A 20,505-nucleotide genomic window follows, 5' to 3' on the forward strand; every position below is an offset into this window, starting at 1 on the left:
CATCGGCCTGCGCGTCACAGCCTTGACGGGAGAGACGCCGCTGACCCCCCTGCCGGCGGACGCCTTGCTGAACACCCAGGCGGCTAATGACGTGGCGACCCGCGACACCCTGACCTTCCTGAGCTATCGCGAGAAGTTCCTGGCCGGGTCCTGGCGCTTCGACACCTATTTCGGCCGCGACACCCTGATGTCCCTCATGTTGCTGATGCCGGCCCTGCAAGGGGACGCCGTGGAGGCGGGCCTGCGCTCCGTCTTCGCGCGCCTGTCGCTGATCGGCGAGGTGGCGCATGAGGAGGATGTGGGTGAATTCGCCGTCCTGGACCATCTGAAGCGGGAGGCCACCGCGTCGGATGACCCCGTTTACGATTACAAGATGGTGGACGGCGACTTCATGCTGCCGGCGATCACGCGGGCTTGGCTGCTGGATGATGCGCGCGGCCGGGCGCGGGCGGGGGCCTTCCTGGCCAGCGGCGACGGCCGCACCGACCAGGTGGGGCCGGTGGGTCGCGATCTGGTGCAGAACCTGCGCTATGTCGTGCTGCACGCCGCCGCCTTCGCGCGTGAGCCGCGCTATTCCAACATGATCCGCCTGAAGCACGGACTGCCCGTGGGCCAGTGGCGTGACAGCGGTGACGGCCTGGGCGGCGGCCTCTACGCCTACGACGTCAACGCCATCCTGGTGCCGGCCGCGCTGGACGCCTGTGGCGCCCTGCTGCAAAGCGGCCTACTGGACCCCTATATGGACCCCGGCGACCGCCCCCTGCTGTCGCGCGCCGCCGACATGGCGGCGGTGTGGCGGGCCAAGGCGCCGCCGCTGTTCACCGTCACGATCCCAGAACGCCGCGCGAAGGCGGAGGTGGTGGCCTACGCCCACGGTCTGGGCGTGCCGGACGCGGCTGCCGCGCTGGGTCGTGGCGCTGTGAGCTTCCACGCCCTGTCGCTGAACCGCGACGGCACGCCGGTGCGGGTGATGCATTCCGACGAGGGCTTCGGCCTGCTGTTCGGACGGCCCGATGCCCACACCCTGGACCAGGTGGCGCAGGGCCTGTTGCGTCCCTTCCCGGCGGGCCTGATGACAGACGCGGGCATGGTGGTGGCCAACCCCGTCTTCGCCCCGGCGGAGGTCCAGGCCCGCTTCACCCGCAACGCCTATCACGGCAGCGTCGTCTGGTCCTGGCAGCAGGCGATGATGGCGACAGGCTTGGAACGGCAGGCGCGCCGTCCGGATCTGCCCCACGCCACCAAGGCGCGGCTACGCCAGGCCCAGGTGTCGCTGTGGCGGGCCATCGAGGCCACGCGCGGTCTTCAGAGTTCGGAACTCTGGTCGTGGACCTACCAGGACGGCCGCTACCAGCCGGTGGCCTTCGGCGCCAGTGGCGCCGACGCCGACGAGGCCAACGCCGCCCAGCTGTGGAGCACGGTCTACCTGGCCGTGCGGCCGCCCGCGACCGCTGAGCGTCAGCCTGCCGGCTGCTGGTTGCGCATCCAGTCGGCCAGCGGGGCCAGGGCGCCCAGGATGGCCTGGCGGCCGCGCGGATCGGAAATGGTCTCATCCAGCGCCCGCTTCATGCACAGCAGCCAGGCGTCCCGTTCCGCCTCGCCCACCGAAAAGCCCATGTGGCGGGCGCGCAGGCGGGGGTGGCCGCGCTCGGCGGAATAATCGCCGGGCCCGCCCATCCACTGGGCCAGGTACAGCGTCAGCACGCGCTTGGTTTCGGTCAGGTCCGGCGGGTGGATGGCGCGCAACTCCCGCGCCTCCGGCAGGGTGTCCATATTGGCGTAGAAGGCCTCCACCAGGCGGGCGACGGGTTCCATCCCGCCGATCCATTGGTAAAGGGTGGTCTTCTGGTCACTGTCGGCGGTCATGCTTCGGGCCCTGGTGGGAACGCGGGGTCCCCAATGTGGGATGCCCCTATGCGGGGTGTGGGGCGTTCTACCGCAAAGCCGGTCCCACCGGAAGCGCGGGCGAACCGGGGAGGGGTGCGTAACGGCAACGGCAATAGTCATGGGATATCCGATATCCGGGAATTATCGCCTTCGCCCATCCGGCCAGGGCTGGTATGAAGGGGGCTGCGCACCCGCCCGGGTACGCCAGGGAGGTCCGCGCCAGCGGTGTCGCCACCGGCGATGTCGCCTTGACGACTAAACGAAAATTGGAAACGTCCATGTCGGTTAAACATCACCTGTTGCTCTCGACTGCGTTGCTTATGACAACGCTTACCCATGCCGGATTCAGGTCTGCGCTGGCCGCCGATGCGCCGGCCGCCACAGTCGCGCCGGTCACTGGTGCCTGGCAGGACGCCGCGCAGTCGCCCGAGGCGCGCACCAGCGCCCTGCTGAAGGTGATGACGCGGGAAGAGAAGCTGCAGCTGGTGTTCGGTTACTTCTCCACCGATTTCAAGCCCAAGGCCTACACCCGCGTCGAGGGCGGCATGGCCAATTCCGCCGGCTACGTCCCCGGCATCGCCCGCCTGGGCATCCCCGCCCAGTCGCAGACCGACGCCGGCGTGGGCGTGGCCACGCAGGCCAGCCCCACCCCGCGCCTGCGCACAGCACTGCCGTCCGGCCTGGCCACCGCCGCCACCTGGAACCCGGAGATGGCTTTCGCCGGCGGCGCCATGATCGGTGACGAGGCCCGCCGCTCCGGCTTCAACGTGCAGTTGGCCGGCGGCACCAACCTGATGCGTGAGCCGCGCAACGGCCGCAACTTCGAATACGGCGGTGAGGATCCCTTGCTGGCCGGCACCATCGTCGGCCATGCCATCAAGGGCATCCAGTCCAACAACATCATCTCCACGCTGAAGCACTATGCCTTCAACGACCAGGAAACCAGCCGCAACTTCATCGATGTGAAGGTCGATGAGGCGGCCGGCCGCCAGTCCGACCTGCTGGCCTTCGAGATCGCGCTGGAGACGGGCAAGCCCGGCTCCGTCATGTGCTCCTACAACCGCGTCAACGGCGCCTATGCCTGCGAGAACGACTGGCTGCTGAACCAGGTTCTGAAGAAGGACTGGGGCTTCAAGGGCTTCGTCATGTCCGACTGGGGCGCCACCCACTCCACCGCACCGGCCGCCAACGCCGGCCTGGACCAGCAGTCGGGATACCCCTTCGACAAGTCGCCCTATTTCAAGGACGCGCTGGATGAGGCGGTGAACAACGGCCATGTCAGCGCCGCCCGCCTGGACGACATGGCCGGCCGGGTGCTGCACGCCATGTTCGCCAACGGCCTGTTCGAGCATCCGCTGAACGGCGATCAGGCGGCCACCATCGACTATGCCGCCCATGCCAAGGTCACCCAGGCCGACGCGGAGGAGGCCATCGTCCTGCTGAAGAACCAGGGAGACGTGCTGCCCCTGGCCAAGACGGTGAAGACCATCGCCATCATCGGCGGCCACGCCGACGTGGGCGTGCTGTCCGGCGGCGGTTCGGCCCAGGTCTACCCTTATGGCGCCCCGACCAACGGCCTGATCATCCCCAACGAGGGTCCCGCCTCCTTCCCCGGCCCCGTGGTCTACGACCCGTCTTCGCCCCTGAAGGCGCTGGAAGGCCTGACCCAGGCCAAGATCACCTATATCGACGGCAAGGACGCCAAGGCCGCCGCCAAGCTGGCCGCCGGGAGCGATGTCGCCATCGTGTTCGCCACGCAGTGGACGGGTGAGAGCCAGGACGCCATCGATTTGAACCTGCCGGGCGACCAGGACGCCCTGATCAATGCCGTGGCCGGCGCCAACAAGAAGACGGTGGTGGTGCTGGAGAACGGCGGCCCAGTGGTGATGCCTTGGCTGGACCAGGTGGCCGGCGTGGTCAATGCCTGGTACCCCGGCACCAGCGGCGGCGAGGCCATCGCCCGCGTGCTGGCCGGCGAGGTCAACCCCTCCGGCCACCTGCCGGTCAGTTTCCCGGCCTCGGTCGACCAGCTGCCGCGCAAGGTGGTGGATGGCGACCGCAAGGACAAGGCGGAGCATCCGCACGTCGATTACACCATCGACGGCGCCGCCATCGGCTATAAATGGTATGAGAAGAAGGGCCTGAAGCCGCTGTTCCCCTTCGGCTACGGCCTCAGCTACACCACCTTCGCCACGTCCGACCTGGCGGCCGCCCCCGAGGGCAAGGGCCTGAAGGTCAGCCTGGCCCTGCGCAACACCGGTGCGCGCGATGGCAAGGCCGTGGCCCAGGTCTACGTGGCCCCGGCCGCCGGCGGCTGGGAAGCGCCGAAGCGCCTGGGCGCCTTCCACAAGGTGGCGCTGAAGGCCGGCGAAAGCCAGAGCGTGACCTTGACCGTGGACCCGCGCCTGCTGGCAACCTACGACGCCGCGGCGCAAGCCTGGAAGATCAAGGGCGGCGACTACAAGGTCATGACCGGCACGTCATACCAGGACATCACGTCCACGGTGACCGTGCACCTGGCCGACGCCACCCTGCCGGCGGCGGCCCAGTAAGCAACTGATTTACGTTCAAGTTGAGGGGAGGTGCCCCACCGGCGCCTCCCTTTCCTTTGGGGCTCAGCCGGCCAGGCCGGCCTCGCTGCGGCAGATGGCGGCGATGGGCTTGGCTTTGTCCATCAGCAGGGCCGGCGGGGCGGTCACGCCCTTGCGTTCCTGCTCCGCCAGCACTTTCACGTCGGCATCGCTCAGGGCCGTGTTAACCCGGGTGGCGGTGCAGTTACAGAAGCTGTGCAGCTTGGCGTCGGCCACCTCGGCGGGCGATGATGTCCGAGCCGCTTGGAAGCACTGGGCGGCGAAGTTGGCCGTCATGGTGGCGCGGAAATCCGCCACTTCCGACGACGGCTGCGATGACGACCGCATGAAGGCGACCCCGAAACCGACCGCGCCGCAAACGGCGACTATGGCGGCGGTCATCCAGGTCCTGTTCATGGGCATCGGCGGCTCTCCGTACTAAGTATCCCAAGTGTACAGGGATTCTGGACGGATGGGGCGGGTTTGTCGGGTGGGCTTGAGCTAAATGTTTTGAATCAATACGGTTCCGGCTCCAAGTACTCTGGAGGCTGGCGGTATCGCTGACTTATTCGAAATCGACAAGTGTACCGCGGATGTCGAAATGGCCTTGGATGGCCCGTACGATGTTTTCCTTTTCCACCCCTGTGGCTGGCCGCCGTGCGCCACGCGCATCCAGCGTGAAGATGGCGCTGAGATAGACCACATACCCGGGTAGGGATCGATCGCTGGGCACCAGGCCCTCGCCCTCGGCCACGGCCTTGCCGGCCGTGCTCTCCAGATACACGCCTCCACGGGACACGGTGGTCACGGTGTAGTCCATTCCCGGCCTCTTGCGGAACGATCAGGGGGAGGACGATCAAGGGAAGGCGTCAATACGCCGGCCCCAGGCGAACCAGGGCCTTTTTTCCGCTGTTATAGGCGAAATGCCAGTCCTGCCAGCCGTTGATAGGGGTATCGGTGACGCAGACGATGGACACGCCGGCATCGGGGTGAGGGGTCAGGTAATAGAAGGAAAACCCTGGCTCCGGGTTCAACACCCCCAGCTCCGACCCGTCCTGGGCGATGAGCACCAGCCGCGTCGGCAGCTTGGCGCCGCCGTCCTTCACCAGCACGTACAGGACGCCCTTGGCGGCCATGGCGCTGTCCGCGCCGGGAACTTTCAGGGAAAGCCGCTGGCCGCCAGGGAGCGTCCAGGTGACCTCTTGCCCGGTGATGACAGATACGTCACCGTCTTGCACTGCTGCACCCATGGGGTCATTCCTTAACGTAGGGGCCTTAACGTATTGGTGTCCTTAGAATATCGGATTTTCGCCGACGACCTTCAGATAATCCATCCTGTCCGCTGGCGGCACGTTCATTTGCAGCTGTGAACCGCCGCCGGGCAGGTAGCTGCTGGTCGCCTCATCGATCTGCGGTCCGACGGGGCCGACCTTGACGGGCAGGGGCTTGGTTACCTCGTACGTCACCACGCGATCCACATCCGGCTTCCACGCCTGTTTCACCGCCAGGTCGTTGCGCACGTAGTTCACGTCGGGAATGTCGTCATAGGTGCCGAAGGCGCCAGGCCGGGTGCTGGCCTGGCCGGGACTCATGGCCATGTTGAAGCGTGTGCCCGGTGTCAGCGTGGCGTCCGCCGGGACGTACCCTTCCGGCCAGGGCGACTGGTTGGCGACTAGGTTCTTGTACGATGTCGCCGCCTCGGTGGAATTGGCGAAATTGCCCTTCTGCGCTTTCTGGAACTCATTCCAGGTGTTGCAGGCCAGGCCCAGCGGGTCAATCCACTGCACCGGATTGGGCGCATAGGCGGCGATGTTGCTGCCACCCTTCAGCCGAATGGGGTCCTGGTTCAGGAAGCAGCCTTCCGCTGGCGCATAATAGCGGTGGCGGTTGTAGTGCAGGCCAGTTTCGGTGTCGTGGTACTGGCCCTGGAAGCGCAGGGGATTGGGCACGGCGGCGACGCGCACGCGCGCCAAGCCGCCCCAGGCCTTGTAGTCGGCCGCCCACACCACCTCGCCATTGTCGTTGGTCAGCTCCTGCGGCGTGCCCAGATGGTCCAGGTGATAATGGTAGGCCTGCGTCGGCTGGCCCGGCTCCGCCCGGCGCAGCTGCGCCAGGGGGCGGAAGGTGCCAGGCTCATAGATATAGACCGTGGCCAACAGATCCGCCGGTGTGCTCTCGGCCAGCAGGCTGTCGCCATCCCACAGGAAGGCGGTGCGCTGCGCCGCCGTCGGCACGATCTCCTGGCCTCCGGTATCATTCGCCGGCAGCGGGACCGTGCGCGTGCTTTCCTTCCACACCCGGCGGCCCAGGGCGTCATAGCCGAAACGGGTGAGGCTGCTGCCCAGACGGCTGGATTCCGCGACCTCCACCAGGCGGTTGCCGGCATCATAGCGGTAGTCGATCGTCACGGCCCCACCAGCGGCCCGCCATTCCTTCACCCGGTTGCCCCAGGCGTCGTACTCGAACTTGGCGTCGCCATGCACCAGCAGGCGGTCGCCCCGTGCCTCACCGCCCCAGAACTGGGCGTCGGGGCCGGAGGCCAGGATGTTGCCGGCGGGGTCGGTGACGAAGTTTTCCGGGTCGGTGCCGTCCACCGCCAGCAGCCGGTCGCAGGCGTCGTAGCGGTAGCGGCGCACGCCGCGCCGCGCATCTTCGATGGCGGTGACGGCATCGGCGCCATCATAGTCGTATGAGCGGGCGTAGACGGCCTCGCCGCCGCCGAGCCGCCGGCCCTCCTGGCGCGTCAGTCGGCCTTGCGGATCGAAAGACTGCGCCTGATGGATGCCTCCGGCTAGGCGCTCCACCTCCCGGCCGGAGGCGTCGTGGCTGAAGCGGGCCAGGGCCTTGCCGTCCAGGCCCACCGCCGCAGGCAGGCCGTCGGGGCCCCAGGCCTGGTCGATGCGCCGCCCATCGGGCAGCAGGGTGGCCACCCGCCGGCCACGGGCGTCGCGCTGGAAGCGGATCTCCAAGCTGCCCTGTCGCTCCGATACCGGCTGCCCGGCCGCGTCATAGGCGAAGGCCAACTGGGTGTCCGGCGTGTCGGCCGTCAACAGGCGGCCCAGCACGTCATAGCTGTAGCGGCGGGTGCCGCCGTCGGCATAATGGGTCTCCAGCAGGCGGCCCACGGGATCGCGGACGAAGCGCGTCACCCGGCCCTGATCGGTGGCCGCCACCACGAAGCCCACGGCGTCGCGGTAATAGTCCAGCCGCCGCCCGTCGAAGCCCGTCTCGCCCACCAGGCGCCCGGCCAAGTCATAATCCAGCCGGTACTGTTCCCCCTTCGGGTTCAGCAGGGCTACTAGGTTCAGCTCGCTATCGTAATGATAGCTGAAGACGGTGCCGTCCGCCGCCGTCCGTTCCAGGGGATAGGGCAGGCCGTCATAGCGCCAGCGGGTGACGTGGCCCAGCGGGTCGCGGTGCAGCGTCACATGGTCTTCGGCATCGTATTCCAGGGCCACAGTGCCGCCGTCCGGGCGGAGAACGGTGGTGATGTTGCCGTTGGCGTCCCGCTCCAGCCGCAGGGGCGCGTCGCGGCCCGCTTGCACCGCCACCACCCTGCCCAGCGCGTCGTGGGTGTAGCGGCGGCGGTCAGCCTTGCCCGTGCCCTCTGCCAACAGGTCGCCCTCCGGCGACCAGGTGAAGCGCGCCGCCAGGCCCAGCGCGTCCTGGATGGCCAGCGGCAGGCCGCGCGTGTCGCGGGTGTAGCGGGTGGCGCTGCCCAGCGGGTTGATATAGCTGGCCAGGTTGCCGCGCCGGTCGTAGGTGAACTGCTCCACAGCGCCGTCGGCGCGCACCACTTGGGCCAGGTGGCCCAGGAAGGGGCTGGTCAGGTCGGCATGGCCGGCGTCCTGCACGTAGGCCAGGGCAGTAATCGCACCATCGGGCGCCGACTGGTTGCCCAGGCGCCCCAGGCTGTCGTAGGTGAAGCGCAGCGCGCCGCCGTCCGGCCCGATGACGGCCACCAACCGGCCGGCCTCGTCATAGCGGCGGCGGGTGACGCCCCCTACCGGGTTCACCTCCTCCTCCACCAGGCCCAGGCTGTTCCAGCGATAGCGGGTGACGGCGCCGCGCCCGGTGGTCACCACCGTGGTGTGGGCCTGGACGTCGTAGGCCATGCGGGCGCGGTACAGGCCGGCCTCGCCGGAGAGGTGCACGCCCCAGGTATCGATGCAGCGGGCGCGGCGACCCAGCGCGACGTCGTCCCAGACGAACTGGAAGCGCAGGCCGCCGCGCCGCGTCTCTTCCACCAGCAGATGGTTGTCGTAGCGGTAATGCCAGGCGTTGCCCCGGGCGTCGCGCGCCTCCACCAGGTCGCCGGCCGCGTCATAGGTGTAGCTGACCAGACGCAAGGGCTGGTCGCCGCCGGTGGGGTCGGGGCCATCGACGGCGGTGATGCGGCCGGCCTCGTCGGTGGTCACGACGAAGGCGCGGCCGGCGCTGTCCTGGATGCCGGTCAGACGGCCGCCCGGCCCGCGTTGCAGGAGGATGGCGTTGTCGTTGGGGTCGACGACGTGCGCCAAATGGCGCAAGCCGCTCTGATCGTCCCGGTCAGCGAACACATAGGCCAAGCCGCCATAGGTGGCCAGCCAGTAGCGCTGGCCGTCGGTGTGCAGCACCAGCCGTTCCACCACGTTCAGGCTGGGGCGGCCCGGTGCGGGGTCGGTGAAGAAGGCCAGGCGCCCGTCCGCCAGGCGTGCCGCCCAGCCGCCGCCGTTGATCCAGCGGTACAGCACCATGTCGTGCGGATGGTGCCAGCCGGAGCCCAGCTCGCCCACCAGGGTGGAGCTGGACATCCAGGTGCGCGACCAGACCAGGGGCAGGGGCCCCGCCACCTCGAAATCCATGGCCTGGGTGAACAGCTCGCCCGTGGCCACGTCCACCGGGTGGCCGGCGGTGTAGCGGGTGGCCAGCTTGCCGCCGGCGAAGCCCCCGGCGGCCCCGCCCAGGGCCTCGCCGATGATGCGTCCCCGCTCTCCGCCCACCGCCTGGCCGATGGCGCCGCCCACCTTGGAGCCGGCGTAGCCGCCCGCCATGCCGATGACCGTGGTCTCGCCGAAGGTCGCCAGGCCGCACAGCCCCTCCGCCATGAAGGCGCCGGCGGCACCGGCCCCCAGCGCCAGAAGCGAGCCGCCGATCATCAGATACTCGGCCGCCGTGTTGGCCCAGTCCGGCACCTCGCCATGGATGGACATGTAGGTGCCGGGGTCGCGGCCGATGAAGACATCGTGCGAGCCGTCCATGATGGACCCGTCGCACTCCAGCTTGTCGCCGATGCGGGCGGCCGGCTTGCCGTTGATGAAGACGGTCTTGCTGCCTTGGGCGATGTGCTGGTCCGGTGGCCCGTCGCGCGAGCAGGCGGCCGCGTCCTGGATGGCGCGGGCGGCCGGCTTGTCGTTGATCAGCACGGTGTCGGAGCAGTCGGGTGAGATCACGCCGGTCTGGTCGGTGAAGGTGCTGCCCAGCGCCTCGCCCAGAAGGGCGCCGCCGCCGGTCGCCGCCATGGCGCCGCCCACCGCCGCGATGACGCCCAGCGCCGCACCGCCCGTGCCCACCACGGCGATGACCGCCAGGGCGGCACCCAGGCCGATGGCCGCGCCGGCGATGAAGCCGGACAGCGCACTGGTGTGCTGGATGGGATCCCCCAGTCGGGCGGCCCCGTATTGCGGCGCGCCGCCGTCCATCGTCAGGCTCCGGTGCCGGCCGGGCTCGGCCAGGCGAAACTGTTCAGGATCTGCAGGAACTGCGCGTCGGCGTCCGCGAACTCCGTCAAGCGGGCGGTGTTGACGATGGTGATGCAGCGGCCGTCGGGCAGCAGGCTGTAGATCTGGCGCTGTTTGATGGGACCGGCGCCGCCGTCCCATTGGAACAGGAGCTCCACCGCCGGCCGGCCGGCCAGCGTGACGTCCTGCCGGGTGATCAGCTGGAAGCTGCGCGCCCGGGCGATCAGGTCCTTCAGTTGCCGGTTGACGTAGGCGCCCAGGCCTTCTTCCGCCTGCGGCCGGTCATAGGCGATCATGATGTTGGGCACCACGGGGCTGCCGCTGGGCGGGGCGGACCACGCCACCATGGAGCGGTCGATCCAGCTGTCCGGCAGCTGGATGCTGAAGTCGAGCGTGCGGCAGGTTTGCGGCATGGCGGGTTTCCTTTAGATCTGGCCCAGGATGCGGGCGACCGCGACGGCGCTGTCGGCGTCCGCGTTGCCGGTGCTGGGCAGGGCCGAGGCGGTCTGGCCCAGGGTCGGCGTCTGGCTCGGCAGGGGTGACTGCACCGCGCCCGGTGTCTGGAAGGCGGGTGCCTGATAGCTTGGCGCCTGGTACCCGGGCACCTGATACCCGGGCGTCTGATAGCTGGAGGCCTGGACACCCGGCAGGACGCCGCCTTGGTTCCACGATCCAGCCTGCGGCCCGGCGGTGTAAGGCGAAAGGGGCGGCGTTGCGGAAGAGGTCGCGACCACCGGCGGCGGGGCGTAGGACGGCTGCGAGGGCGCGGCCATGGTGGGTGCCGGGAGGGATGGGGCGGCAACCGAGGGCGCCTGGGGCAAGGACGGCAGCCCGGTGTTCACGCCGGCGGCCGACGCCAGGTTGGACAGGCCTGACGCCGTCGATGCCCCGGGAATGCTGGAGGCACCGGGGATGGCTGGGCTGGCCAGGGAAGGAGCGCCGAGAGCGGGTGCGCCCAAAGAGGGGGTGGCCAAGCCGGAACCGCCGCCCAACAGGCCGGGCGCCGCCTGGCCCAGGCCTCCGGCCGACGTGCCGCCGCCCCCCAGCAGCTGGGCCGCCTGGGCCGCGTTGCCCAGGGGGCCGCCGACGGAGGAGGGCAGGGCGGGCGCCGCGGCGTTGGCCAGGGCGCCCAGGTTGCTGGCGGAGCCGAAGCCGGCCGGCGCCGCCGACAGGGACACCGGCGTGTAGGGCTGTATGCCGAGGCTGGCGCCGATGGCGCCGGGCTGGATCAGGGCGGGAAGGTCGACCATCCGGAAATCTCCCGGGAAATGAAGGTGTTGGGCCTGGGATTGAGCGCGGGAGAGGGGGGATCAGCCGCCGCAGTTCAGCCAAATCTTTTGGCCGTCCTGGCTGATGCCGTCCTTGTCCAGCACCACGGTGCTGCCGTTGCTGATCAGGATGATGTGGTCGGTGGTCATCTGCAGGGAGCTTTTGCCCACCTGCAGCACCACCATCTCGCCGGCGGTGTTGACCATGGACTTGCCGACGCTTTCGAACATGTTGTTCTGGACGACCATGGAGAGGTCTTTTTGCGAGTGGAAGGCGATCTCTTCGGCACCGGCCTTGTCTTCCAGGGTGAAGAGGTTGAAGCCGCCGCCGCCTGGGCTGCTGGCGGTTCGGAAGGTGGTCTGGGTTTTCTGGGCGGGCAGGCCGAGGGGGGCGGTGGTCTCGGAATTGGGGACGGAACCCAGGATGACGGGGCGGTCGGGGTTGCCCTCCAGGAAGGCGACGACGACCTCCATGCCCATGCGGGGGATGGTCTGGGCGCCGAAGCCACGGCCGGCCCAGCCTTGGGCGACGCGGACCCAGCAGGAGCTGGCCTCGTTGGACTGGCCGCGCCGGTCCCAGAAGAACTGCACCTTCACCCGGCCGTGCTTGTCGGTGTGGATCTCCTGGCCCTTGGGGCCGACCACGACGGCGGTCTGCAGTCCGGAGATGGTGGGGCGGGGGGTGACGCGGCGGGGCACGAAGGGGGTGGCGGCCGGCAGGCAGGTGAAGTGGTTGGCGTAGCCGGAGTGGCTGGCGCCGCCGCCCTCATAGCTGAGGTCGCTGGCCCGGTGGCTGGCGGAGAGCACGACATAGGCGCCGTTCTCGGCGGCGACGGGATGGTCGGTCAGCTGGAAGCGGCCGCAGGGGATCATGGAGCGGGAGTCGCTGGCGGCCTGCACCGTCTCGCGCTCCACCTCCTCCGCCTGCATGGCCAGCTTGGCGCGGCGCTCGCCGTCGCCGGCGCTGTCGTGCAGGCCGGGATAGTCGAAATGCTCGTGCTGGGGGTCCTGGGTGTAGCTGGAGACGGTGGGGACGGTCGGCTTCAGGTCCAGCTTGCTGGTCTGGAAGTTGTAGTCGGTCATGGCCCAGGCGCTGGCCTGGTAGGCGTGGCTGCGGTGCCATTCGGTGATGTGGTTGGAGCGGGATGAGGTGGCGCTGAAGGGGATCAGGGGCTCATCGCCCGTCTGGTAGGCGGAGGTCTGTGAGCCCAGGACCAGGGTGTGCTTCCCGGCCTCGTGACGGAAGAAGTAATAGAGGCCGTCCTCCTCCATCAGGCGGGAGACGAAGGCGAAGTCGGTCTCGCGGTACTGCACGCAATACTCGCGGGGCGGCGGGGCGCCGACGCCGGAGAAATCGTACTGGGTGACGCCCAGCTCCGCGAAGATGGTTTCCAGGATGTCGAGCGTGGTCTTGTTCTGGAAGATGCGGCAGTCGCTGGTGCGGGTCAGGAACCACAGGCGGGGGACGACGCGCAGGACGTAGTGCCGCTGGCCGCGCGAGGCGGCGTGGCCGCCGGTGAGCGAGGCGACGACGCCGTTGAAGACGCGGTAGGTCCCCTCATCCAGGCGCAGCTTGAGGTCCACGCTCTGCGCCACCAGGCTGGCGGGGTCGACGTTGTCGTCCATGGCGCGCACGGTCGCGCGGAACTCGAAGGGCGTCGAAATACCCTCCGTCCCCTCCAGCGCCTCCAGCAACAGCTGGTCGGGCCCCAAGGGACTCTCGATCCCCAGCAACCGTTCCGCTTGCGTGTAACCGTCCATGGTCTACCTCACAAATCCGGGGCGCTGTAGCCTTGCGGTTCCAGAACCGCGCCCAGCAACAGGCCAAACGCCATCATCAACATCATCGATAGGGTCATCAGGTCAGCCAGCCGGCCCGCGGCGACCAGGCGGCTGGTGTCCTCTGGACGATAGGGCAGCAGGAACAAACGCCATGTCAGGGGAACATCATGGAGGGCCAAGGGCATGGGGCGGGCCGCCGCGAGCCTGTTGGCCAGGACGCGCCATTGCGCCAGCATCACCAGGCCCAGCATGAGAAAGCCGGCCAGGGCCAACACCCCGATCACCATGACGGTGACGACGGTGCCGGGGGTCTTGCCCACTCCGGCGGCGACGCTGGCGGTGCCCGCGATCGCCACGGCAAGCGCCAGGAAGGCGCGTCCCATGTGCCCCGGCGCCGGCAACAGCAGGGCCAGCGAGGCCAAGGTGCCGAAGGGGGCTTCCAGCGGCTCTGGCGATGTCGCGGGCGTCAGCGCTTGCCGGGGGGCGGCCATTTGCCTTCCTCCTTCAATGCGCGCACCTGGGCCACATTGGGCGGCGGCCAGGGATAGCCCGCTGCCCGAAACCGCTCGATAACCCGGGGTAGGGCTTCGCCATTCGGATTATTAGGCAGAATGCGGGAGTTTTGGGCGAATTGGGCTACGGTCATACCATCCGCGTCCGCCCATAGGGAGACGTCGTGGTCCAACAGGAAGGCCACCGTTTGCCAGTTGTCGGCGGCGGCGGCGGCCAATATGGGCGTCTTGCCCACTTCGTCCGCCTTGTTGATATCGGCACCGGCGTCCAAAAGGGCTTGTGCCGCAGGGATCTCGCCCATTACCCCAGCCATGTACAGCGGCGTTTCCGTCCCCATGGTCGCATTGGGATCGGCATGGGCTGCCAGTAGGCGTTTGACCATCGTCAAGTCGCGCACGCTGACGGCGAGGTGCAGCGGTGCCCGATCTGGTGCGCCATCGGGATTGGCGCCGGCCTTGAGCAAGGCATCGACCATGGCCAAGTTGTGCCGTTCCACTGCCATAAGCAGGCCCGTCGCGCCGTCTCTGCCAACCGTATTGACGCCACCAGGGGCGTCATGGGCGGCGGCAAGCGCGGCATCAACCTTGCCGGCGGCCACGGCTTCGGCAAAGCGGCGGGCGGATGGGTCGGTGAAACGGTCGGGAAAGAAGACCAGAGTATTCGTCGCCATCGTCCCACCGTTTGAGGGCTGAAGGAAAAAGGAATAGGCGCCACGGGCCACGAAGCCCGCTACAAGCAAACACGCCACCCAGACGGGCCAAGAAAATCGTTTCATGTCACGGGCAGCCACATTCCTGTCGTTTCGCATCAATGCCCCGGATGACGTAATCCATGCCGTGCATCGCTACCGGGTTGTGCCGAGCCAGGAAGCCGGCGCCGGCGGGGTGGACCTTAGGCAGTTCATGCCGGGTTCCATAGGCTTGGGGCAGGACGGGTTGTCCCTTCGACTCCCGATCAAGGATGAAACCACCCAGTCCAGCGCCGGCAACGGGATCCGCTACGGTGGCCGCCCCGGTCATGCCGCCCAGGACCGTCTCCCGATTATCCTGAAGTCCGGACAATGGATCGCCATCGTTGTAGTAGGCATTTACCGGGGCGGGCGTCGCAGGGTATTCGCCTACTGTACGGGCGTTGAGGCCGGCGGCGTTGAAAGTTGTTGCCGGCTTCCCCGTGGCGACCGATGCGGCGGACGCCATGCCGCCTCCCAAGGAATGCCCTGTGAAAGATACTTTTCCGCCGGAACTATTGTCGACGGTGTGGGCCAAGGTGATCGCCTGCTTGTATTCGGCTGAGGGCTCACCCAACCCTTGCTGCAAATTGTTTTTCCAATCTTCGCCCGTCTGCGTCCCGCGATAGGCCACCACATAGTGGGTGCCATCGGTCTCGTCCTTGGCGAAAATCTGGGCGCGGAACGAAGTGCCTGGCGGCTCCAGGTCATTCTTTTTGACCTTGAGCTTCGCCAACTCCGCCTTGCCCGGCGGTGTGTCGGGATCCAGCATGCGGTAGCCCGGCGGCAGGGTCGGGTCGCCGCCATAGGTATGGTTGGCCAGGACGGCGTTGTCCCGGGCGTCGGCCAGCGCGGCGCAGTTCGCCATGCGGGCCGCCGTCTCGGGATTGGATACACCGGCGTCGCTGTCCGCCGGCTCCTTCATGTTAAGCCAGATCTTGCCGCCCTTGTGGCGGATGCCATCCTTGTCCATCACCACGGTGCTGCCGTTGCTGGACAGGATGATGTTGTCCGGCGTGAACTGGATGGAGCTGTTGCCCACCTTGAAGGCCAGCAGCTGCCCCGCCTGGCGGACGGAAGCCTTGGTCACCGTCTCGAAGGCGTTGTTCTGGACGACCATGGAGAGGTCTTTTTGGGAGTGGAAGGCGATCTCTTCGGCACCGGCCTTGTCTTCCAGGGTGAAGAGGTTGAAGCCGCCGCCGCCTGGGCTGCTGGCGGTTCGGAAGGTGGTCTGGGTTTTCTGGGCGGGCAGGCCGAGGGGGGCGGTGGTCTCGGAATTGGGGACGGAACCCAGGATGACGGGGCGGTCGGGGTTGCCCTCCAGGAAGGCGACGACGACCTCCATGCCCATGCGGGGGATGGTCTGGGCGCCGAAGCCGCGGCCGGCCCAGCCCTGGGCGACGCGGACCCAGCAGGAGCTGGCCTCGTTGGACTGGCCGCGCCGGTCCCAGAAGAACTGCACCTTCACCCGGCCGTGCTTGTCGGTGTGGATCTCCTGGCCCTTGGGGCCGACCACGACGGCGGTCTGCAGTCCGGAGATGGTGGGGCGGGGGGTGACGCGGCGGGGCACGAAGGGGGTGGCGGCCGGCAGGCAGGTGAAGTGGTTGGCGTAGCCGGAGTGGCTGGCGCCGCCGCCCTCATAGCTGAGGTCGCTGGCCCGGTGGCTGGCGGAGAGCACGACATAGGCGCCGTTCTCGGCGGCGACGGGATGGTCGGTCAGCTGGAAGCGGCCGCAGGGGATCATGGAGCGGGAGTCGCTGGCGGCCTGCACCGTCTCGCGCTCCACCTCCTCCGCCTGCATGGCCAGCTTGGCGCGGCGCTCGCCGTCGCCGGCGCTGTCGTGCAGGCCGGGATAGTCGAAATGCTCGTGCTGGGGGTCCTGGGTGTAGCTGGAGACGGTGGGGACGGTCGCTTCAGGTCCAGCTTGCTGGTCTGGAAGTTGTAGTCGGTCATGGCCCAGGCGCTGGCCTGGTAGGCGTGGCTGCGGTGCCATTCGGTGATGTGGTTGGAGCGGGATGAGGTGGCGCTGAAGGGGATCAGGGGCTCATCGCCCGTCTGGTAGGCGGAGGTCTGTGAGCCCAGGACCAGGGTGTGCTTCCCGGCCTCGTGACGGAAGAAGTAATAGAGGCCGTCCTCCTCCATCAGGCGGGAGACGAAGGCGAAGTCGGTCTCGCGGTACTGCACGCAATACTCGCGGGGCGGCGGGGCGCCGACGCCGGAGAAATCGTACTGGGTGACGCCCAGCTCCGCGAAGATGGTTTCCAGGATGTCGAGCGTGGTCTTGTTCTGGAAGATGCGGCAGTCGCTGGTGCGGGTCAGGAACCACAGGCGGGGGACGACGCGCAGGACGTAGTGCCGCTGGCCGCGCGAGGCGGCGTGGCCGCCGGTGAGCGAGGCGACGACGCCGTTGAAGACGCGGTAGGTCCCCTCATCCAGGCGCAGCTTGAGGTCCACGCTCTGCGCCACCAGGCTGGCGGGGTCGACGTTGTCGTCCATGGCGCGCACGGTCGCGCGGAACTCGAAGGGCGTCGAAATACCCTCCGTCCCCTCCAGCGCCTCCAGCAACAGCTGGTCGGGCCCCAAGGGACTCTCGATCCCCAGCAACCGTTCCGCTTGCGTGTAACCGTCCATCAGATCCTCGTATGCTCGGCGGACGGGTGCGCGCCGAACGACTTCAGTCACCGCGGGTTCCGGCACCAAGCTCTGACCGCCGCCGCTCATTAACGTCCCATTCACACGGCGTACTTTTGAACTTTCCCACCGTTCCTGTAACCCTGACGCGACAGAGAACTATGGGCCGGTGGCGGGGCGTCAAGGGTGCGCCATGCCTGCCGTACATCCTATGCCGTCACGAATCCGGCAAGAAAGTGACGCATTTTATTCTTTAATCACAGATGAACGGACGGCGCTCTCATGTTGATCTGGCTTTAAAAATCGGCTGTTACTGAAGAAATTCATCCCCGTTCTTCGATGCTGACTTGATATCAGGCCCCCGGCCATCCAACGAAGGGTTTACGCTCTTCCGGTATAGGGTGCGCGTCCCCGCATATCCTGATGGCAGGCCCTGGCTGTCGGCGGGATGTCGACATCCCGGGGTCCGGCCAAGGGAAACTCAAGGGATTCCGCGCCATTCACGGGCATAAGCACCTTCGTATTAACGCGTTATTGGGCTGGACCATTGGGTGGAAAGCTGGTTCCAAGGGGCGATGGATCGCACGTTTCGGGGGTCATAGAACCTCTGTTTTGCAGGTATATACCCATTTTATCCAAGTGGTCGTAGAGCCAGGGGATAAGTAATAGGACAGCCCAATTTATTCAGTAATTACAAGGGTGATTGCTTTAAATATCGATTAAAATTGTGTTCAAAATATACTTTGAAGCTATGCCCTATGACTGGGGGCCAATGCCACCTTCCCACATCTCTACCTCTATCTGGATAAGCCGCCGGGAACCGTTTCTGGGGGGTCGACGGAACTATCTTCCGAATTATATCAGCGTGCATTGCTTGGTAAATTTATCGTTAAAAGATTGGACACATTGTCGACCTCTCGGGTGACGTCGACAGCGTCGTCCTTGCCAGCGAGGATCAGATGGCCCTTGTCTTACGGGTTCTTGTGGCCGGGGACTGCTCCATTTCCGAAGGTGAGACCCGCGTCTGCGAGGGCGGCAGTTTCACTATCGGCCGTGGCGCTGAAAACGATTGGGTGGTCAATGACCCCCAGCGTCACCTGTCCAAGCAGCACTGCCGGATAGAGCTGCGCGGCCAGACCTATTTTGTCACCGATACCAGCACCAACGGCGTCTACGTCGGTGGGGCGGCCTCCCCCTTGGGCCGGGGCAACAGCCAGCCGGTGAACGATGGCGACGTCATCAACCTGGGCCCCTGCACCCTGCGCCTGGAAATCAGCGACCAGCCGACGGCCTCGGCGCCCCCCATGGCGGCAATGAACGGCGCGGGCCGGGTCGCCGGCATCGGCCATTCCCTGTCCGGGACGGGCATGAGCGGCGCCACCATGGCCGATCCGGAGATGGATTACGGCCTGGAGGGCCTGAACAGCGGCCGCACCGGTTATGTCCCCTCGCTGACCCAGGTGCTGGCCGGTGATCGTGTCGCCGAGATGCAGCTGACCGACATGCTTGGGGAAGGGGAGGCGGAGGTGGAGGCGCCGTTCGGTGGCGCGCTGGCCCCGTCGCTGGCCGCCCACTCCGGTACCGGCGCCTATTTCGAGGCGCCGGAGGTCAAGCACCCCGTCATCCCCATGGACTGGCAGGCCGAGGGCGTCGATGGCGCCGGCGCGCAGGATGAGCTGGAGTCCGTCAGCGCCGCCGCCCAGGTGATGGCGGAGGCCTTCGCCGGAACCCGTAACGGCCAGGCCACGGCCCGCATGGCCAGCCCGGCCGTTTCCAACCCCGCCCCGGTGGGTCCGGTCAATGGCGCCGGCGCCACCATCCTGCCCATCAACCCCGCCGCCGCCCCTATGCGGCCCCAGCCGGTGGCCGCCCCCGTGACGCCGGTTCCTCCCGTTTCCCCCGCCCTCGCTCCCGTCGTGGGGCTGGGCACCATGAACCCGGCGGCGCTCGCTACGCCGGCCATGGCCCCGGTGGCGCACCCGGTGGCGCAGCCCGTCCCGGTCGCCCCGCCGCAGCCGGCGGCGCCGGTCGCGCCGATTGCCCAGGCTCAAACCCAGTCGGCGACCGCCACCCAGAACTCGGGCCCCCAAAATCCGGGCCCCCAGATTCCGGACGACGTGTTCGAGGCCTTTCTGGCCGGCGTCGGCCTGCCGCTGGACGCGGTGGACGCGTCCGACGCCCCGGCGCTGATGCACAAGATGGGTGTCGCCCTGCGCGAGGCGGTCAACGGCCTGCGTGAGCTGCTGGAACTGCGCGCCTTCCTGAAGTCCGAATTCCGCATCGAGCACACGCTGCTGCGCGCCAAGGAGAACAACCCTCTGAAGTTCTCCGCCAACCTGGATGGCACGCTGTCCGTGCTGATCGGCCGGCGGGTCATGGGCTTCATGGACGCGCCCGAGGCCATCCGCGAGAGCCTGCGCGACATCAAGGCCCACGAGGTGGCCCTGATCGCCGGCATGAAGACGGTGGTGGGCGACGTGCTGGAACAGCTGTCGCCCGAGACCATCAAGAACGACGTTAGCGCCTCCATGCTGCCGCAGGTGCACAAGGCCCGCTGCTGGGAACGGTACGAGCAGGTCCACCAGCGCATGATGGGCGAGCAGTCGTCGGGACCGCCGCTCGGCAGCAAGTTCTCCTCCGCCTACACCCAGCAGTTCAGAAGCCTCTGAACCGTCCGGCCCGCGCCTTTGTCCCCCGCCTGGCACCCGCCTCACCTCCACCCGTCCGCCAGCCGCCCTGGGGATAGCCCCAGCCCCGAGACCGCCCAGACCACAGGGTCCTCCAGACGATGCCTTTCGCCACGACCACCGCCCGCCGCCCCACCCAGCACCCCATGGGCCAGCCCCCCATGGGCCGTGTGGCCCTCGCCATCGTGCTCGCCGGCGCTGCCCTGCAGCTGGCGGCGTGCTCGCATGAGCCGCCACCCCCGCCGCCGGTGCGCACCACCGTGCCGGTGTCCATCAACGTCGGCCCCGACGCCAATCCGGACACGCTGGGCCGGCCGTCGCCCATCGTCACGCGCGTCTACCAGCTGGCGTCCAAGGACAAGTTCACCATCGCCGCCCCCATCCAGCTGATCCAGCATGACGCCCAGGCCCTGGGCGCCGACCAGCTGGGCCGGGACGAGTTCGTGCTGCAGCCGGGCGACAAGAAGCAGATGACCTTGCCGCAGAACGACAAGGTGCATTACGTCGGCATCGTCGCCGCCTACCGCGCCATCGACCAGGCCAACTGGCGCGAGGTCGTGGCCCTGCCGGACACCGGCCCGGTGACGCTGAACGTCACCGTCGGCGCCAACGGCCTGGTGGTGAAGCGCGACACGGCCGACGCGGCCATGCCGCCCGGCACCGCGCGCACCGGGGCGCAGACCGACGCGTCCAAGCGCACCCCCACCAAGTGAGGCCCCG

At 67.9% G+C, this 20,505-nt stretch carries 14 protein-coding genes and 1 pseudogene; 3 read left to right on the top strand and 12 right to left on the bottom strand.

All coding sequences use genetic code 11. The features are described from left to right. Window positions 1–1,458: 1,458 nt before the first annotated feature. Window positions 1,459–1,866, bottom strand: a complete 408-nt coding sequence (locus UAA55_RS09155) for a group II truncated hemoglobin (RefSeq protein WP_322952379.1) — start codon at window positions 1,864–1,866, stop codon at window positions 1,459–1,461. Between the two features lie 341 nt (window positions 1,867–2,207). Between UAA55_RS09155 and UAA55_RS09160 the strand changes: the two genes are divergently transcribed. Beyond that, a complete protein-coding gene (locus tag UAA55_RS09160) occupies window positions 2,208–4,439 on the top strand; it encodes a glycoside hydrolase family 3 C-terminal domain-containing protein (protein ID WP_322952380.1) in 2,232 nt (743 codons plus the stop codon). Between the two features lie 63 nt (window positions 4,440–4,502). Here UAA55_RS09160 and UAA55_RS09165 read toward each other — a convergent pair whose 3' ends face one another. From UAA55_RS09165 to UAA55_RS31270, 11 genes and pseudogenes are all read right to left on the bottom strand, one after another. Further along, window positions 4,503–4,859, bottom strand: a complete 357-nt coding sequence (locus tag UAA55_RS09165) for a hypothetical protein (protein WP_322952381.1) — start codon at window positions 4,857–4,859, stop codon at window positions 4,503–4,505. 163 nt (window positions 4,860–5,022) lie between these two features. Beyond that, entirely contained in the window at window positions 5,023–5,277 is a 255-nt protein-coding gene (locus UAA55_RS09170; RefSeq protein ID WP_322952382.1) for an Imm74 family immunity protein, read from the bottom strand. Between the two features lie 49 nt (window positions 5,278–5,326). Continuing rightward, on the bottom strand, window positions 5,327–5,707 hold the full coding sequence (locus UAA55_RS09175; protein WP_322952383.1) for a hypothetical protein: 381 nt from the start codon (window positions 5,705–5,707) through the stop codon (window positions 5,327–5,329). 42 nt (window positions 5,708–5,749) lie between these two features. Continuing rightward, the gene (locus tag UAA55_RS09180) at window positions 5,750–10,138 is read right to left on the bottom strand and encodes an RHS repeat-associated core domain-containing protein (RefSeq protein ID WP_322952384.1); all 4,389 of its coding nucleotides are present in this window, start codon (window positions 10,136–10,138) and stop codon (window positions 5,750–5,752) included. A 2-nt stretch (window positions 10,139–10,140) separates the two neighbouring features. Next, window positions 10,141–10,590, bottom strand: a complete 450-nt coding sequence (locus tag UAA55_RS09185; RefSeq protein ID WP_322952385.1) for a DcrB-related protein — start codon at window positions 10,588–10,590, stop codon at window positions 10,141–10,143. 12 nt (window positions 10,591–10,602) lie between these two features. Then, complete coding sequence (locus UAA55_RS09190) at window positions 10,603–11,427, bottom strand: hypothetical protein (RefSeq protein ID WP_322952386.1); 825 nt, start codon at window positions 11,425–11,427, stop codon at window positions 10,603–10,605. 60 nt (window positions 11,428–11,487) lie between these two features. Then, window positions 11,488–13,206 carry a type VI secretion system Vgr family protein gene (locus tag UAA55_RS09195; RefSeq protein WP_322952387.1) on the bottom strand — a complete coding sequence of 573 codons (1,719 nt, stop codon included), beginning with the start codon at window positions 13,204–13,206 and terminating at the stop codon, window positions 11,488–11,490. 8 nt (window positions 13,207–13,214) lie between these two features. Beyond that, complete coding sequence (locus tag UAA55_RS09200; protein ID WP_322952388.1) at window positions 13,215–13,718, bottom strand: hypothetical protein; 504 nt, start codon at window positions 13,716–13,718, stop codon at window positions 13,215–13,217. After that, entirely contained in the window at window positions 13,694–14,515 is an 822-nt protein-coding gene (locus tag UAA55_RS09205) for an ankyrin repeat domain-containing protein (RefSeq protein WP_322952389.1), read from the bottom strand. The genes UAA55_RS09200 and UAA55_RS09205 overlap by 25 nt, the downstream gene beginning before the upstream one ends. A 1-nt stretch (window position 14,516) precedes the next feature. Then, the gene (locus tag UAA55_RS09210; RefSeq protein WP_416235176.1) at window positions 14,517–15,440 is read right to left on the bottom strand and encodes an Mbeg1-like protein; all 924 of its coding nucleotides are present in this window, start codon (window positions 15,438–15,440) and stop codon (window positions 14,517–14,519) included. 114 nt (window positions 15,441–15,554) lie between these two features. Further along, a pseudogene (locus UAA55_RS31270) lies at window positions 15,555–17,188 on the bottom strand (type VI secretion system Vgr family protein); the annotation flags it as partial. Between the two features lie 869 nt (window positions 17,189–18,057). Here UAA55_RS31270 and tagH point away from each other — a divergent pair. Continuing rightward, window positions 18,058–19,767: a type VI secretion system-associated FHA domain protein TagH gene (gene tagH / locus UAA55_RS09225; RefSeq protein WP_322952391.1), complete on the top strand. Its 1,710-nt coding sequence runs from the start codon at window positions 18,058–18,060 to the stop codon at window positions 19,765–19,767. Between the two features lie 119 nt (window positions 19,768–19,886). Continuing rightward, window positions 19,887–20,498, top strand: coding sequence for a type VI secretion system lipoprotein TssJ (gene tssJ / locus UAA55_RS09230; RefSeq protein WP_322952392.1), 612 nt, complete (start codon window positions 19,887–19,889; stop codon window positions 20,496–20,498). Window positions 20,499–20,505: the final 7 nt, after the last annotated feature.

Source organism: Nitrospirillum guanabarense (assembly GCF_034653355.1).
GTDB lineage: Bacteria > Pseudomonadota > Alphaproteobacteria > Azospirillales > Azospirillaceae > Nitrospirillum.

Excerpts from the sequence above, each read along its gene's own strand:
- UAA55_RS09155 (WP_322952379.1), bottom strand. The coding sequence starts at position 1,866 with ATGACCGCCGACAGTGACCAGAAGACCACCCTTTACCAATGGATCGGC.
- UAA55_RS09160 (WP_322952380.1), top strand. The coding sequence starts at position 2,208 with ATGACAACGCTTACCCATGCCGGATTCAGGTCTGCGCTGGCCGCCGAT.
- UAA55_RS09165 (WP_322952381.1), bottom strand. The coding sequence starts at position 4,859 with ATGACCGCCGCCATAGTCGCCGTTTGCGGCGCGGTCGGTTTCGGGGTC.
- UAA55_RS09170 (WP_322952382.1), bottom strand. The coding sequence starts at position 5,277 with ATGGACTACACCGTGACCACCGTGTCCCGTGGAGGCGTGTATCTGGAG.
- UAA55_RS09175 (WP_322952383.1), bottom strand. The coding sequence starts at position 5,707 with ATGGGTGCAGCAGTGCAAGACGGTGACGTATCTGTCATCACCGGGCAA.
- UAA55_RS09180 (WP_322952384.1), bottom strand. The coding sequence starts at position 10,138 with ATGGACGGCGGCGCGCCGCAATACGGGGCCGCCCGACTGGGGGATCCC.
- UAA55_RS09185 (WP_322952385.1), bottom strand. The coding sequence starts at position 10,590 with ATGCCGCAAACCTGCCGCACGCTCGACTTCAGCATCCAGCTGCCGGAC.
- UAA55_RS09190 (WP_322952386.1), bottom strand. The coding sequence starts at position 11,427 with ATGGTCGACCTTCCCGCCCTGATCCAGCCCGGCGCCATCGGCGCCAGC.
- UAA55_RS09195 (WP_322952387.1), bottom strand. The coding sequence starts at position 13,206 with ATGGACGGTTACACGCAAGCGGAACGGTTGCTGGGGATCGAGAGTCCC.
- UAA55_RS09200 (WP_322952388.1), bottom strand. The coding sequence starts at position 13,718 with ATGGCCGCCCCCCGGCAAGCGCTGACGCCCGCGACATCGCCAGAGCCG.
- UAA55_RS09205 (WP_322952389.1), bottom strand. The coding sequence starts at position 14,515 with ATGAAACGATTTTCTTGGCCCGTCTGGGTGGCGTGTTTGCTTGTAGCG.
- UAA55_RS09210 (WP_416235176.1), bottom strand. The coding sequence starts at position 15,440 with ATGGACAAGGATGGCATCCGCCACAAGGGCGGCAAGATCTGGCTTAAC.
- tagH (WP_322952391.1), top strand. The coding sequence starts at position 18,058 with ATGGCCCTTGTCTTACGGGTTCTTGTGGCCGGGGACTGCTCCATTTCC.
- tssJ (WP_322952392.1), top strand. The coding sequence starts at position 19,887 with ATGCCTTTCGCCACGACCACCGCCCGCCGCCCCACCCAGCACCCCATG.